Below are 14,269 nucleotides of genomic sequence, written 5' to 3'. Positions count from 1 at the left end.
CCACTCGCGCCACCCTCGATCATCCTGAAGGCTCGCAGCGCAAGCTGCGGGCCCACAGGTGCTGGAGTTGTCTCAATGGCCCCTTTTCACATCCGCCAGGGCCCGGCCGAGGGCCTCCGCCAGGGTCTCGCGTTCGGGCGGAGACAGGTCGCGGGCGATCTCGACCTGCCTGTTGCGGGAGGTCAGCGAAAGGTGCTGCATGCCGTATTCGTCGTCGACCTGTCGGTCGAGCCGGGTCCAAAGCGGGTTGAACTGCCAGTCCTTCACCTCGCCGCGAGGGCTTACCTTGCGGAACAGGAGGCGGATCGGCGTCAGCTCTAGGAGCTCGAACGCCTCGCCCTGGCGGTAGCTGACCCGGAACGCGATGTAGAGGCCGAGGAAGTCGAGGCCGAAGAATCCGGCGACCGGCCAGAAGCCCATGATCACGAAGGGCAGGCTCGCCACCACCGAGACGAGGCAGACCAGCACCATGACGATCCTGAAACCCTGCGGGCTCAGGGACCGGTGCGGGCGGATCACGGCCGAAAACACCGGCTGCTCGAACCGGTCGATCCCGCCATCTGTCGCCTTGCCGCTGGTCATGCCTCAAGTATAACGCAGAAATGTCCGATCTGAAGCCTGCCCCCCGCCGCAGTTCCAAGGCGAAAGCCGAGCCCAAGGCCAAGCCCAAGGTCAAGCCCGGGGCCAAACCCAAGGCCCCGCCCGCCGTCCCGGCGAAGACAGTCGGCCGGGCCCTGAAGGCCAGCACCCCGAAGCCGGTCGACACGGCCACGATGGTCGAGATTTTCCGGCGCCTGCGTGCGGCCAATCCCGAGCCCAGGGGCGAACTCGATTACACGAACCCTTACACGCTGCTCGTCGCTGTGGCGCTCTCCGCGCAGGCGACCGATGTCGGCGTCAACAAGGCGACCCGGAACCTGTTTCCCGTCGCCGACACGCCCCAGAGGATGCTCGATCTGGGCGAGGAGGGCTTGCGCGAGCACATCAGGACGCTGAACTTCTTCAACACCAAGGCGAAGAACGTGATCGCGGCGGCCCGGCGCCTCGCAGAGGAATTCGGCGGCGAGGTGCCCAATTCCGTCGAGATCCTGGAGACCCTGCCGGGGGTCGGGCGCAAGACCGCGAGCGTCGTGGTCAACATCGCCTTCGGGGATCCGCGCGTGGCGGTGGACACGCACATCTTCCGGGTCACCAACCGGCTGCCGCTGGCGATCACCCGGACGCCGCTGGAAACGCAGGAGGCGCTCGAAGCCCTGATCCCGGACGAGTTCCGGCTTCACGCCCATCACTGGCTGATCCTGCACGGGCGCTACATCTGCAAGGCCCGCCGGCCCGAGTGCTGGCGCTGCCCGGTCAACGACCTGTGCCGCTACCCGGACAAGACGATTCCGTAGGGTCTGGCCTCCGAGCACTCGACGTCGTCACCGGCCCCGTGCCGGTGATCCCGGTTGTTTGGGGCGTTGCGCTTTTCTGCATCGGGATGGCAGGAAGAATGTCAGGAAGGGGCCCGGTCGATCCGTCGAAACCCGCTACCGCCGCAGGCAGCGCGGTGCGCCCCGGGTGCAGGCGATCCCCGGCGTCGAGCAGGCGAGTCCGCCTGGCGACCGGGAGCAGACCACGCAGCTGTCGGTCCATTCGACGCAGGCGGGATCGGGTGGCCCGGCCTCGGCCGTCGGTGCCGGACCGGCGCTCGCCCCCGCGATGACCGCGAGGACCACCATCAGCAGGGCGGCCGCGATGGAGAGCGTGATCGCCAGGGCCTCGTCGCGCACCGGCATCGCTCAGCCGTAGACGATCAGGCCGGCGAGGCCCGCCGCGCCCACGAGGATGCGCCAATAGGCGAAGGGCGTGAAGCCGTGCCGGGACACGTAGTCCAGGAGCAGCTTCACCACGAGGAGCGCCGCGATGAAGGCGGAGAGGAAGCCGGCCCCGATGATCGCCACGTCGTTCGCGGAGAGGAACTTGTAGTTCTTCAGGAGATCGTACGCGAACGCCCCGGCCATGGTCGGCATGGCGAGGAAGAACGAGAATTCCGCGGCCGCGCGCTTCGAGGCGCCCATCAGCATGGCGCCCACGATGGTCGCGCCGGACCGCGAGACGCCCGGCACCATGGCGGCGCACTGGATGAGGCCGATCTTGAAATACATCGAAATCGGAAAGCGGGTCGCGTCGGTCTTGGTCGCTTCGAGCGGCAGGCGGTCGATGCCGAGAAGCACGAAGCCGCCGATGATCAGGGTCGTGCACACGATCCAGGGATCGAAGAGCACCTCCTTGATGAAGCCGTGCAGCGCCGCGCCGATCACGGCCGCCGGCAGGAAGGCCACGAGCACGCCGACGACGAAGTGGCGCGCCATCGGGTCATACGGCAGGGCCCGGGCGATGGACCAGAGCTTGTTGAAGTAGACGGACAGGATCGCCAGGATCGCGCCGAGCTGGATCAGGACTTCGAAGGTCTTGCCCGTCGACTCGAAGCCGAGGAAGTGGCCGACGAGGAGAAGATGACCCGTGGAGGAGACCGGAAGAAATTCCGTCAGCCCCTCGATGAGGCCGAGAAAGAGCGCCTCGATGATTTGCGACATCGTTGAAAATCCTGGAAACGGCGCCAGATGCGGGAGCACGCCGTGTCTGTCAAGCAAGGTTTGCGCTGCCAACGTGACCCTTGTGCATCACGGACATGAGATTCACCAATATTCCTTACCAACCCTTAACGAAGCACGGCCTTATTCTCGCCGCCTGTTTCGCATCACTCATAGATTCATGGCCATCCTGCATTCTTATCCGTTCTGTCCGCAGTCGCGGTTCGCGCGTCTCGTTTTCGCGGAGCTCGGTCTCGAGCCGGATGTGGTCGAGGAGAAGCCGTGGGACCGGCGCATCTCCTTTCTCGAGATCAACCCGGCCGGGAATCTGCCGCTTCTCGTCGACGATAACGGGCTCGCGGTGGCGGCCCCCTTCTGCCTCGCGGAGTACATTGACGAGACGCGGGGCGAGGATATGCGGGACCGGCGCTTCCTGCCGCGGGATCTCGCGCAGCGGGTCGAGGTCCGCCGCCTGCTCGACTGGTTCCTGGTGAAGTTCCACGGCGAGGTCTCGGATTACCTCGCGACGGAAAAGATCTATAAGCGGTTCATGCCCATCGAGCTGGGCGGCGGCCCGCCCGACATGGGGGCGATTCGCGCCGCCCAGACCAATGTGCGATACCATCTCAAATATATCGGTTTTCTGATTTCCCAGCGAAATTGGTTGGCCGGCGACCAGATGACCTATGCGGATCTGGCGGCGGCCGCCCATCTGTCGGTGGTGGATTATCTCGGCGACGTGCCATGGGACGAGGACGAAACAGCGAAGCATTGGTACGCCAGGATCAAGTCCCGGCCGTCCTTCCGCGCGCTCCTCGCGGACCGGGTGCCGGGGATGGCGCCGGCGGAGCATTACGACAACCTGGATTTCTAGACGTCACGGCTCTCAAGCAGGCATTCGTCGAGCGGGCGAAGGCGCTCGGCTTCGATGCGGTTCGCATCGCCAGGCCTGACGCGATCCCGCTGGCTCCCGAGCGGCTCAACGCCTGGCTCGAGGCCGGCCATCACGGATCGATGGACTGGATGGCCGAGACGGCGGAGCGCCGGGCCGACCCGCGGGTTCTGTGGCCCGAGGTGCGCAGCGTCATCCTGCTCGGGCTGAACTACGGTCCCGACAACGACCCGCTGACCGAACTCGCCGAAAGGGATCGCGGCTACATCTCGGTCTATGCCCGCAACCGCGACTATCACGACGTGATCAAGGGCAAGCTCAAGGAGGCGGCGGGCTTCCTCGCCGCGAAGGCCTCGTCCGACGTGAAGGTCTTCGTCGACACCGCACCCGTGATGGAGAAGCCGCTCGCTGAGGCCGCCGGCCTCGGCTGGCAAGGCAAGCACACGGTCGTGGTCTCGCGGGAGTTCGGCGACTGGCTGTTCCTGGGCGCCATCTTCACCACGGCGGAACTCCCGGCCGACGAGCCGGAGCGCGACCGCTGCGGCTCGTGCCGGCGCTGCCTCGACGTCTGCCCGACGCAGGCCTTTCCCGCGCCCTACCGGCTCGATGCGCGCCGCTGCATCTCGTATCTGACCATCGAGCACAAGGGGCACATTCCGGACGAGCTGCGGCCGGGCATCGGCAACCGGATCTTCGGTTGCGACGATTGTCTCGCCGTCTGCCCGTGGAACAAGTTCGCCCAGGCGGGACGGGAGGCGCGGCTCGTGCAGCGCGAGGATCTGACGGCACTGCCGCTCCGGGACCTGGCGCGGCTCGACGATCCCGCCTTCCGGGCCCGCTTCTCCGGCACCCCGATCAAGCGCACCGGCCGCGACCGCTTCGTCCGCAACGTGCTCATCGCGATCGGCAATTCGGGCGATGCGGCCCTGGCCGACGAGGCCCTGCGCCTTCTCGACGACGCCTCGCCGCTCGTGCGGGCCATGGCCGCCTGGGCCATCGGCCGGCTGCTTCCGCCGGATACGGTCGGCCGCCATGCGGCCGGGCGGCTCGAGCGCGAAGAGGATCCGGACGTGCGCGAGGAATGGCGCCGCGTCTTCGCGGCGTCGGCGTGAGCCTTCAGGCCGCGTGGCGGTTCGCCGTCGGGCCGAAATGGTCGATGTAGCGCGGGTTGATCGCCTTGACCGGCAGGACGACGAGCACGTCCGTGGTGCCGAACTGCCGGTCGATTACCGCACCCGTGCCGAACGTGGCGCCGAGGCGCAGATAGCCCTTGATCAGGGGCGGCAGCGCGTGGAGCGCAGCCTTCGGATCGACGGCATCCCTGGGCAGGATGTCCATCGCGGTGAAGCGCTCCGGCAGCGCGCGGGCCTGCCACTCGGCCGGGGCGGCCGCATAATGGTGCAGGAAGCTCAGGGGCAGCGCCAGATCCTGCGGCTCCGTGCCCACGAGGCTCGCGCAGCCCAGCATCACGTCGATCTTGTGGTGGAGGACATAGGCCCAGATGCCGTGCCAGAGCAGCTCGACGGTGCGCTTGGTGCGGTAGGCCTCCAGCACGCAGGAGCGGCCGAGTTCCAGGAAGCGCAGACCGGGATGCGCCTTGAACAGGGGAGCGATGTCATACTCGCCGCGGGTGTAGAAGCCGCCATGCCGGGCCGCTACGTCCTGGCGCAGAAGCCGGTAGGTTCCCACCACCTTCGGCTTCGCCGGGCGAAAGGCCTTGGGCTTCACGTCGTGGTCGAGCACGAGAAGGTGGTCGCAGATGAAATCGTAAGCATCCACGTCCCGGCGCGAGATCAGGGCCGCGCCGCTGGGGGAGGCTGACATCTCCTCGTAGAAGACCTTGAAGCGCAGGCGCTGCGCCTTCCTAATCTCCTTGACGGTGGTTGCAAGGCGCACTTCAAGCGAGCCGATCCGGCCGAGCACGGGATCGAGGCTGCCGTAATCGCGCACGATCCGGTCCTTGCCGGGCATGAACTGAGTCAGGCCATACGGGCGCACACCCAGCCAAGCAGGACGATCGGCTGCCTCGTTCAACGGAGATAGGTTCATCGCTGCCTCACAGGGTCGTGCCTCCGGGAAGGGATCGGCCGCGGTGCCGTCCCGCTTCAACCCTGACATAAAACCCATTCCAAACTGTTTTGTGACAGAAAACATAAGCGTCCCGGTGGAAAATATCGAGATCGGCACGGGTGTCCGCAAGGCGGCGTGTGGCCCTGAGGAGACCTCCTAGGCGGCTGCAGGGCGCCGGTCCCCATGGGCGCGGTACGACAGGGCTTCCGCCACATGGATGCGCCGGACGCAATCCTCCCCGTCGAGGTCGGCAAGGGTGCGACCCACCTTGAGCACGCGGTGGAAGCCGCGCGCCGACAGGCGCATGGCGTTGGCAGCGTCGCGGATGAGGGACAGGCCCTCCGGGTCGGGCCGGGCCATCTCCTCGAGGAGTGCCGGCGGGCAGGCCGCATTGGTCGCGACGCCTTCGAGGTTCAGGCCCGCATAGCGTTTCGCCTGCCGCTCCCGGGCCCGGGCGACGCGGGCCGCCACCTCGGCCGAGCCCTCCACGGGCGCCGGCAGGATGAGGTCGGCGGCCGTGACCGCGGGAACCTCGATGGCGAGATCGATGCGGTCGAGGAGCGGGCCGGACAGGCGTGCCTGATATTGCGCGACGCAGCGCTCGTTCGGCTGGCGACGGCACACATAGCCCGGCTCGGTCGCCTGTCCGCAGCGGCAGGGATTCATCGCCGCCACGAGCTGGAAGCGCGCCGGATAGGTAACGCGATGATTGGCCCGGGCGATCAGGATTTCGCCGGCTTCCAGTGGCTGGCGCAGGGAATCGAGGACCTGAGGCTGGAACTCCGGCAGCTCGTCGAGGAAGAGCACGCCATGGTGCGCCAGGGAGGCCTCGCCGGGACGGGCATTGAGGCCACCGCCCACGAGCGCTGCCATGGAGGCCGAGTGATGCGGAGCCCGGAATGGACGGCGGTTGGAGCGTGCGCCGTCCGCGAGGAGGCCCGCCACCGACTGAATCATCGACACTTCCAGCAATTCCCGCGGCGAGAGCGGTGGCAGGATGGACGGCAGCCGCTGGGCGAGCATGGATTTGCCGGCGCCAGGCGGGCCGTTCATGAGCAGGTTGTGGGAGCCGGCCGCGGCGATCTCGAGGGTGCGCTTCGCACTCTCCTGGCCCTTGATGTCGCGCAGGTCCGGCAGAGAGCCGGAGGCCGGCATGATGGTCGGCTCCGGCCGCGCCATCACCTGGGTGCCCTTGATGTGGTTGGCGAGCTGGATCAGGGAGCGCGGCGCCAGGATCTCGATGTCGCTGCCGGCCCAGGCGGCCTCGGACCCGCAGGCCTCGGGACAGATCAGCCCGTGCTCGCGCTCATAGGCCGCCATGGCGGCGGGCAGGACACCCGCCACCGACGTGACGGTGCCGTCGAGCGCCAGTTCGCCCAGGACCGTGAAACCGGCGAGCGCATCCGCCGGAACGGCCCCGATGGCCGCCATGACTCCAAGGGCGATTGGCAGGTCGTAGTGGCTGCCTTCCTTCGGCAGATCGGCCGGGGCGAGATTGACCGTGATCCGCTTTGCCGGCAGGGCGAGGCCGGAGGCGATCAGGGCTGAGCGGACGCGCTCGCGGGATTCCGCCACCGCCTTGTCGGGCAGGCCGACGATCGTGAACGCGACGGTGCCGGGCGTGATCTGGACCTGAACATCGACTGCGCGCGCCTCGATTCCTTCGAACGCAACAGTGGAAACGCGCGTAACCATCCGGCTCTTTCTCCCTGACGGAACCGATGTTAGCGCACTCGACCAAAACGCGATAGTGTTGCATCAACGGGTGGCCTGTCGAACCGGCGGAACCCTGCCGCCGCCATCGCGTTGAGTCCTACTGCGCTGCGAGTCAAGCCTCGAAAAAATTGCGCAGGCGCAAGGGTTCTACCATCGATGGGGCAGATTTTCTTCTCAGGCGGGAAAGCGCGGTTTGTCCACGAGATCTCGAACGGCGTCCAGAGATCGTAATGCTGGCCGAAACCCACGTTGCACCGTCGGACTCCCAGGAGGCCTCCTTCAGGGCCGCCTTCCATTCCTTGCGCGTGCCCGTCCTGATGGTCGACCCGAGCCGGACGCCGGCTCCCGTCGTCTTCGCGAATCCGGCCTTCTTCGATCTGACCGGCCATTCCCCGGACGAGGTGCTCGGCCGCGGCTGGCACCTGCTTCAGGCCCCCGATGCGGGTCCGGCGTCCTTCAGCGCGATCGATGCCGCGTTGCGTCGCGGAGAGGCGCTCGAAACCGCCTTCCGGGGGCGCCGGACGGACGGATCCCCGTTCTGGAGCACCTTGTCCCTCTCACCGGTCCATGACGAGGCCGGCCAGCTGCGGTCGGTGACCGTGCTGCTGAACGGCGCCGGCGCGACGAAGCCGCCCGACCGGGATCGCTTTGACGCGGGGACGCTCCTGGACGAGAAGGCCGAGCGGCGGATCCAGGATCTTCGCCTGGCGCTCGAGCAGAAGACGGCGCTGCTCCACGAAGTCGAGCATCGGGCCAAGAACTCCCTCCAGATGATCGCCTCCCTGGTCCTCCTGAAGGCGCGACGTCTTCAGGACCCGGAAGCGCGAAAGGTCCTCCAGGACCTGGCCGAGCGGGTCGGCGCACTCGCAGCAGCGCACCGGCTCCTCCATGGGGCCGGGGACACGACCCGGTTCAACCTGAAGGAGTTCGCCACGGAACTCGCCGGTGACCTGGCCGCGACCCTGCCGAAGGGGCAGGTCGATCTCGACCTTCAGGCCGAGCCCCTCGGCGTTCCGGCCGCCAAGGCGGCCGCTCTGGCTCTTCTGCTGAACGAGGTGGTCGGCAATGCGGTTAAGCATGCTTTCCCAAACGGCCGCCGGGGCCGATTGACAATCGCAATCGAGCGGGTCGAAAACGGCGTGCAAATCGCCGTCGAGGACGATGGCGTCGGCCTCGATCATTCGCCTCCGCCCGAGGGAAGTTTTGGAAAAACCTTGATCACGATGTTGGTCCATCAGTTGAAGGGGCGGTTGACTTGGCACGACAGGAAGCCAGGTACACGCGCTGAGATCGTGATACCCGTCGACGCGGAGGAGACCCGGTTTGAGTAGCGAGAAGCCGTTGCGTATCCTCGTCGTCGAGGATGAGATCCTGATCGCGCTCGAGCTCGAAAGCCTGCTGCAGGATCTGGGCCACGACGTCGTCGCGATCGCGGCTTCCTCCGGGGAGGCTCTTGCCCGTGGCCGCGAACTCAAGCCTGATCTGGCCTTCGTCGACATCCATCTGGCCGATGGGCCCACAGGGGTCGATGTCGCGCGCCGCCTCGCAGCCGAGCTCCAGGTCACCGTGCTGTTCATGACGGCGAACACCAAGCGCATCCCGGAGGATTTCGCCGGCGCCTGGGGGGTGATCGCCAAGCCCTACACGGAACGCGGTGTCCGCGAGGCCTTAGGCTATGTCACGGCCGGGCAGCTGCGTGAGCCCGACGATGCACGGACGGTGACCTTCGTCCCTTTCGGCGCAGCCCCTCGTGAGCGTAATTCGCAGGTCTCCTGATACGCCTCCCCCGATGCCGCAGGCTATCTCTGCGCCTTGAGGCGGTAGAGCGCATCGAGCGCCTCGCGCGGCGTCATCGCGTCGGGATCCAGGGCATCGAGCGCCTCCCGCAGGACGTCATGCTTCGGAGGCGGCACCGGCTCGGCGCGGGCGGGAACCGCAAACAGGGGCAGGTCGTCGAAAAGGGCGCGCTTGGGTGCTTCGCGGTCCGACTTCTCCAACTCGCTCAGGATCGTCTTCGCCCGTTCGACGACGGGGGCGGGCAGGCCGGCCAGACGCGCCACCTGCAGCCCGTAGGAACGGTCGGCGGCGCCCGGCACCACCTCGTGCAGGAACACCACCTCGCCGTTCCATTCGGTTACCTTCAGGGTCGCGTTGGAAATGCGCGGCATCCGCTCGGCGAGGGCGGTCAGCTCGTGGAAATGGGTGGCGAACAGGGCCCGGCAGCGATTGGACTCGTGCAGATGCTCGATGGCCGCCCAGGCGATGGAGAGACCGTCGAAGGTGGCGGTGCCGCGGCCGATCTCGTCGAGGATGACGAGCGAGTGCGCGGTTGCCTGGTTGAGAATCGCGGCGGTCTCCACCATCTCGACCATGAATGTCGAGCGGCCCCGCGCCAGATCGTCAGCAGCGCCCACGCGGGAGAAGAGCCGGTCGACGATGCCGATATGGGCCTCCTTGGCCGGCACGTAGGATCCCATCTGGGCCAGCACCACGATCAGCGCGTTCTGGCGCAGATAGGTGGACTTGCCGCCCATGTTGGGGCCGGTGATCAGCAGGATATGGCCGGCGCTTTTCCCTGACAGGTCCGAATCGTTGGCGATGAAGGGCGTGCCCTCGCGCCTGAGGGCTGCCTCGACGACCGGGTGGCGGCCGCCCTTGACGGTGAAGGCGAGGCTGGTGTCGACGACGGGCCGCGTCCAGTCCAGTCGCATGGCGAGGTCGGCGAGAGCCGCAGTCACGTCGATGACCGCAACGGCTTCGGCGGCAGCCGCCACGTCGCCTGCCAGGTCCAGCAGGGCCTGCACCATCTCGTCGAAGAGGGCGAGCTCGATCTTCAGCGCCCGGTCGGCCGCAGACGCGATCTTCGCTTCGAGCTCGCCGAGCTCCAGCGTGGAGAAGCGCATGGCGCCCGCCATGGTCTGGCGGTGGACGAAGACATCCTTGAACGGCTCCTTCAGCAGGTCCTCACCCACATTCTGCGGCACCTCCACGAAGTAGCCGATCATGTGGTTGTGCTTGACGCGCAGGGAGCGGCAGCCGGTCTCGGTGGCGTAGCGCGCCTGAAGGGCCGCGATGAAGCGGCGGGAATCCTGCTGCAGGTCGCGCAGCTCGTCGAGGGCCGGGTCGAACCCCGCGCGGACGAAGCCGCCATCACGCTTGAGCAGGGGCAACTCGTCGGCAAGGGCAGCCGCGAGCCGGTCCGCCACGTCCGTGCGAAGACCCTGGAGCACCTGCGCGGCTGCGGACAGCTCCGTCGGCAGATTGGGGGCGATCGCCAGTTCGAGACCGAGTTCGCGGGCCGCGAACAGGCCGTCGCGCACGCAGGCCAGGTCGCGCGGTCCGCCGCGCCCGAGACTCAGCCGGGAGAGGGCGCGGGCCAGATCGGGCGAGCGCTTGATGATGCGCCGCAGGCGGTCGCGCAGGTCGTTGTTCTCCGCGAGGGCCGTGACCGAATCCTGCCGGTCCCGGATCTGGCCCGGATGGGTGAGGGGGCCGGCGAGACGCTCCGCGAGAAGCCGGGCGCCGCCCGGCGTCACCGTGCAGTCGATGGTGGCGAGCAGGCTCCCCGTCCGCTCGCCGGAAAGGGTGCGGGTCAGCTCCAGATTGGCCCGGGTGGCGGCATCGATCGCAAGCGCCGCCCCGGAGGTGTCTCGGGCGGGCGGGTTCAGGGCCGGGCGGCTGTCGATCTGCGTCTTCTCGACGTAGAAGAGGGCGCTGCCCGCAGCGGTGATCTCGGCCGGGCTGAAGGCCCCGAAGGCGTCGAGGGTCGCGACTCCGAAATAATCCTTGAGCCGCCGCTCGGCGGAGGCCGGATCGAGGCCCTCGCGGGACAGCGGCGTGATGGATGCACGGGTCTCCTGCCAGAAGCTCCTGAGCTCCGGATCGTCGTGAATGACGTCCGGCACCAGGATCTCGCGCGGCTCGAAGCGGGCGATCTCGGCGGACAGGCCCGTGCCGTCGGTTTCGCTCAGCACGAAATGGCCTGTGGATATGTCGACGGCGGCCAGGCCGTAGCACCATTGCGTATCGGAGGCGCGGCGGCGGGCGATGGCCAGCAGATAATTGGCCCGGCCCGGCTCCAGCAGGCGCTCCTCGGTGATCGTCCCGGGGGTGACGAGGCGGACCACGTCGCGGCGCACGACGGATTTCGAGCCACGCTTCTTGGCCTCGGCCGGATCCTCGGTCTGCTCGCAGACCGCGACCCGGTGGCCGAGGCCGATGAGCCGCTGCAGGTAGTCGTCCGCCCGCTCCACGGGCACGCCGCACATGGGGATGTCCTGCCCCTGGTGCTTGCCCCGCTTGGTCAGCACGATGCCGAGCGCCTGGCTGGCGATTTCGGCATCCTCGAAGAACAATTCGTAGAAATCGCCCATCCGGTAGAAGAGCAGGCTGTCCGGATTGGCCGCCTTGATCTCGATGTACTGCGCCATCATGGGCGTGACGCGGCTGTCCTGCGCGGGCGCGGAGGCCGGCGCGGCGTTCGGCGAGGTGGTCTCGGGGGATTTGTAGGCGGCTTGGGACGACATCCACCCTGTTTAGCAAAGCCGGCCCGCCCTTTCATCCGTGTCATGGGGTCCGAAGGGCGGATGTGGACAAGTCTTGAGGAAGGCGCCCCCTATGCCTTAAGGTCGCATCCCCCTTTGGAAACGCCCCGCAACAAAAGAAACCATATCTCATGACCGACGATCAGCGCCCGATCCGCCGCAAGCGTCCCACCTTCACCGATCAGGAGGCGCTGCAGTTCCACGCCCAGGGACGACCCGGAAAGCTCGAAGTCGTCCCGACGAAACCCATGGCGACCCAGCGCGACCTGTCGCTCGCCTACTCGCCGGGCGTCGCGGTGCCGGTGCTGGCGATTGCGGAAAACCCGTCCCTGGCCTTCGATTATACCACCCGGTCCAACATGGTGGCGGTGATCTCGAACGGGACCGCGATCCTGGGCCTCGGCAATCTCGGGGCGCTCGCCTCGAAGCCGGTCATGGAGGGCAAGTCCGTTCTCTTCAAGCGGTTCGCCGATGTGGATTCGATCGACCTCGAGGTCGACACGGAGGATGCGGACGCCTTCATCAACTGCGTGCGCTATCTCGGCCCGTCCTTCGGGGGCATCAATCTCGAGGACATCAAGGCGCCGGAATGCTTCATCATCGAGGAACGCCTGCGGGAACTGATGGACATTCCCGTGTTCCATGACGATCAGCACGGCACGGCCATCATCGCGGCGGCGGGCCTCATCAATGCGCTCCATCTGACCGACCGCGACATGGCGAAGACCAAGCTCGTGGTGAACGGCGCGGGCGCCGCCGGCATCGCCTGCACGGAGCTCCTGAAAGCCATGGGCTTTGCGCCCAACAACGTCATCCTCTGCGACACCAAGGGCGTGATCTACCAGGGCCGCACCGAGGGCATGAACCAGTGGAAATCCGCCCATGCGGCCCAGACGGACGCCCGCACTCTCGCGGATGCGCTGAACGGCGCCGATGCGGTGTTCGGCCTCTCGGCCAAGGGGGCGTTCACCGACGAGATGATCCGCTCCATGGCGCCCAACCCGATTATCTTCGCCATGGCCAACCCGGACCCGGAGATCACCCCGGAGGAAGTGGCGCGCATCCGCGACGACGTCATCATCGCGACGGGCCGCTCCGATTATCCGAACCAGGTCAACAATGTCCTGGGCTTTCCCTACATCTTCCGCGGCGCGCTCGACGTTCAGGCCACGACCATCAACATGGAGATGAAGATCGCCGCCGCCCAGGCGCTGGCGGAGCTCGCCCGCGAGGATGTCCCGGATGAAGTGGCGGCCGCCTACCAGGGCTCGCGTCCCCGCTTCGGGCGCGAGTACATCATCCCGGTGCCCTTCGACCCGCGCCTGATCCACACCATTCCCATGGCGGTGGCGCGAGCCGCCATGGACACGGGCGTCGCGCGCCGTCCGATCGTCGACATGCGGTCCTATAAGGCCCAGCTCTCCGCGCGACGCGATCCGGTGGCCGGCACCCTCAACCGCATCTTCGAGCGCGTACGCAAGTTCCCGAAGCGCGTCGTGTTTGCGGAGGGCGAGGAGGAGCAGGTGATCCGCGCGGCCCTGTCCTTCGTCAACCAGGGCCTCGGCAAGGCCATTCTGGTCGGCCGCGAGGATCGCATCCAGGAAACGGCCACTCAGGCGGGAATCGAGCTCGAAGGCCGCGAGGGCATCGAGATCCACAACGCGCGCCTGTCCCAGCGCAACGCGACCTACGCGCAGTTTCTGTACGAGCGCTTGCAGCGCAAGGGCTACCTGTTCCGCGACTGCCAGCGCATGATCAACCAGGACCGCAACCACTTCGCCGCCTCGATGGTGGCCCTGGGCGATGCGGACGCCATGGTGACGGGCGCGACCCGCAACTACTCGACGGCGCTCGCCGACGTGCGCCACGTGATCGACGCCAAGCCCGGGCACCGCGTCATCGGCGTGTCTCTGTGCCTTGCGCGCGGCCGCACGGTTCTCGTAGCCGACACCGCCATTCACGAGATGCCCAGCGCGCAGGAACTCGCGGAGATCGCTATCGAGTCCGCCGGCGTCGCCCGCCGCCTTGGCTACGAGCCGCGGGTGGCGCTTCTCTCGTTCTCGACCTTCGGCCATCCGAAAGCGGAGCGCGCGGAGAAGATCCAGGAGGCCGTCGAGATCCTCGACGATATGCGGGTCGATTTCGAGTATGACGGCGAGATGTCGGCCGACGTGGCGCTCAATCGGGACGTGATGGCGCAATACCCGTTCTCCCGCCTCAAGGGACCGGCGAACGTGCTCGTCATGCCGGCGTTCCATTCGGCCTCGATCTCGACCAAAATGCTGCAGGAGCTCGGCGGCGCGATGGTGCTCGGCCCGCTCGTGGTCGGTCTCGACAAGCCGGTGCAGATCGTCTCCCTCGGGGCGACCGACAGCGACATCGTCAACATGGCGGCGCTCGCGGCCTACAATATTGGCGGCTGAAGTCCGCCCGGCTCCCTCCATGGCTCGTCATGGAGGGAGTTCGCCTCT

General features: G+C 67.3%; 12 protein-coding genes. 7 read left to right on the top strand and 5 right to left on the bottom strand.

The genetic code is table 11. The features are described 5' to 3' along the window. Positions 1-72: 72 nt before the first annotated feature. On the bottom strand, positions 73-582 hold the full coding sequence (locus KBI52_RS24330) for a DUF2244 domain-containing protein (protein ID WP_173945106.1): 510 nt from the start codon (positions 580-582) through the stop codon (positions 73-75). A 20-nt stretch (positions 583-602) separates the two neighbouring features. Between KBI52_RS24330 and nth the strand changes: the two genes are divergently transcribed. Next, positions 603-1,394 carry an endonuclease III gene (gene nth, locus KBI52_RS24325; protein ID WP_173945105.1) on the top strand — a complete coding sequence of 264 codons (792 nt, stop codon included), beginning with the start codon at positions 603-605 and terminating at the stop codon, positions 1,392-1,394. Positions 1,395-1,452: 58 nt separating this feature from the next. Continuing rightward, positions 1,453-1,791 (top strand): hypothetical protein, encoded by a 339-nt coding sequence (locus KBI52_RS24320; protein ID WP_173945104.1) that lies wholly within the window; start codon positions 1,453-1,455, stop codon positions 1,789-1,791. Here KBI52_RS24320 and KBI52_RS24315 read toward each other — a convergent pair. After that, positions 1,782-2,579, bottom strand: a complete 798-nt coding sequence (locus tag KBI52_RS24315; protein ID WP_173945103.1) for an undecaprenyl-diphosphate phosphatase — start codon at positions 2,577-2,579, stop codon at positions 1,782-1,784. The two genes, KBI52_RS24320 and KBI52_RS24315, sit on opposite strands and share 10 nt — an antisense overlap. A 178-nt stretch (positions 2,580-2,757) precedes the next feature. On the opposite strand from KBI52_RS24315, the gene KBI52_RS24310 reads away from it, so the two are divergent. Then, positions 2,758-3,450: a glutathione S-transferase family protein gene (locus KBI52_RS24310; RefSeq protein ID WP_247654613.1), complete on the top strand. Its 693-nt coding sequence runs from the start codon at positions 2,758-2,760 to the stop codon at positions 3,448-3,450. Beyond that, positions 3,348-4,580 (top strand): tRNA epoxyqueuosine(34) reductase QueG, encoded by a 1,233-nt coding sequence (queG, locus tag KBI52_RS24305; RefSeq protein ID WP_247654612.1) that lies wholly within the window; start codon positions 3,348-3,350, stop codon positions 4,578-4,580. The genes KBI52_RS24310 and queG overlap by 103 nt, the downstream gene beginning before the upstream one ends. Before the next feature lie 4 nt (positions 4,581-4,584). Here the strand turns inward: queG and KBI52_RS24300 are convergent, their stop codons facing one another. Then, on the bottom strand, positions 4,585-5,439 hold the full coding sequence (locus KBI52_RS24300; RefSeq protein ID WP_247654621.1) for a GNAT family N-acetyltransferase: 855 nt from the start codon (positions 5,437-5,439) through the stop codon (positions 4,585-4,587). A 255-nt stretch (positions 5,440-5,694) separates the two neighbouring features. Further along, positions 5,695-7,233, bottom strand: a complete 1,539-nt coding sequence (locus KBI52_RS24295; protein ID WP_210812011.1) for a YifB family Mg chelatase-like AAA ATPase — start codon at positions 7,231-7,233, stop codon at positions 5,695-5,697. 251 nt (positions 7,234-7,484) lie between these two features. Here KBI52_RS24295 and KBI52_RS24290 point away from each other — a divergent pair, with 251 nt between their 5' ends. Continuing rightward, positions 7,485-8,585, top strand: a complete 1,101-nt coding sequence (locus KBI52_RS24290) for a sensor histidine kinase (protein WP_210812010.1) — start codon at positions 7,485-7,487, stop codon at positions 8,583-8,585. Then, complete coding sequence (locus tag KBI52_RS24285; protein WP_173948485.1) at positions 8,578-9,030, top strand: response regulator; 453 nt, start codon at positions 8,578-8,580, stop codon at positions 9,028-9,030. The genes KBI52_RS24290 and KBI52_RS24285 overlap by 8 nt, the downstream gene beginning before the upstream one ends. 23 nt (positions 9,031-9,053) lie before the next feature. Here KBI52_RS24285 and mutS read toward each other — a convergent pair whose 3' ends face one another. Next, the gene (gene mutS, locus KBI52_RS24280; protein ID WP_210812009.1) at positions 9,054-11,780 is read right to left on the bottom strand and encodes a DNA mismatch repair protein MutS; all 2,727 of its coding nucleotides are present in this window, start codon (positions 11,778-11,780) and stop codon (positions 9,054-9,056) included. Between the two features lie 149 nt (positions 11,781-11,929). On the opposite strand from mutS, the gene KBI52_RS24275 reads away from it, so the two are divergent. Then, positions 11,930-14,221, top strand: coding sequence for an NADP-dependent malic enzyme (locus KBI52_RS24275; protein WP_173948483.1), 2,292 nt, complete (start codon positions 11,930-11,932; stop codon positions 14,219-14,221). Positions 14,222-14,269 lie beyond the last annotated feature (48 nt).

Source organism: Microvirga sp. HBU67558 (genome assembly GCF_018069605.1).
Lineage (GTDB): Bacteria > Pseudomonadota > Alphaproteobacteria > Rhizobiales > Beijerinckiaceae > Microvirga > Microvirga terrae.
This window is presented reverse-complemented; position numbering and strand designations above follow the sequence as displayed.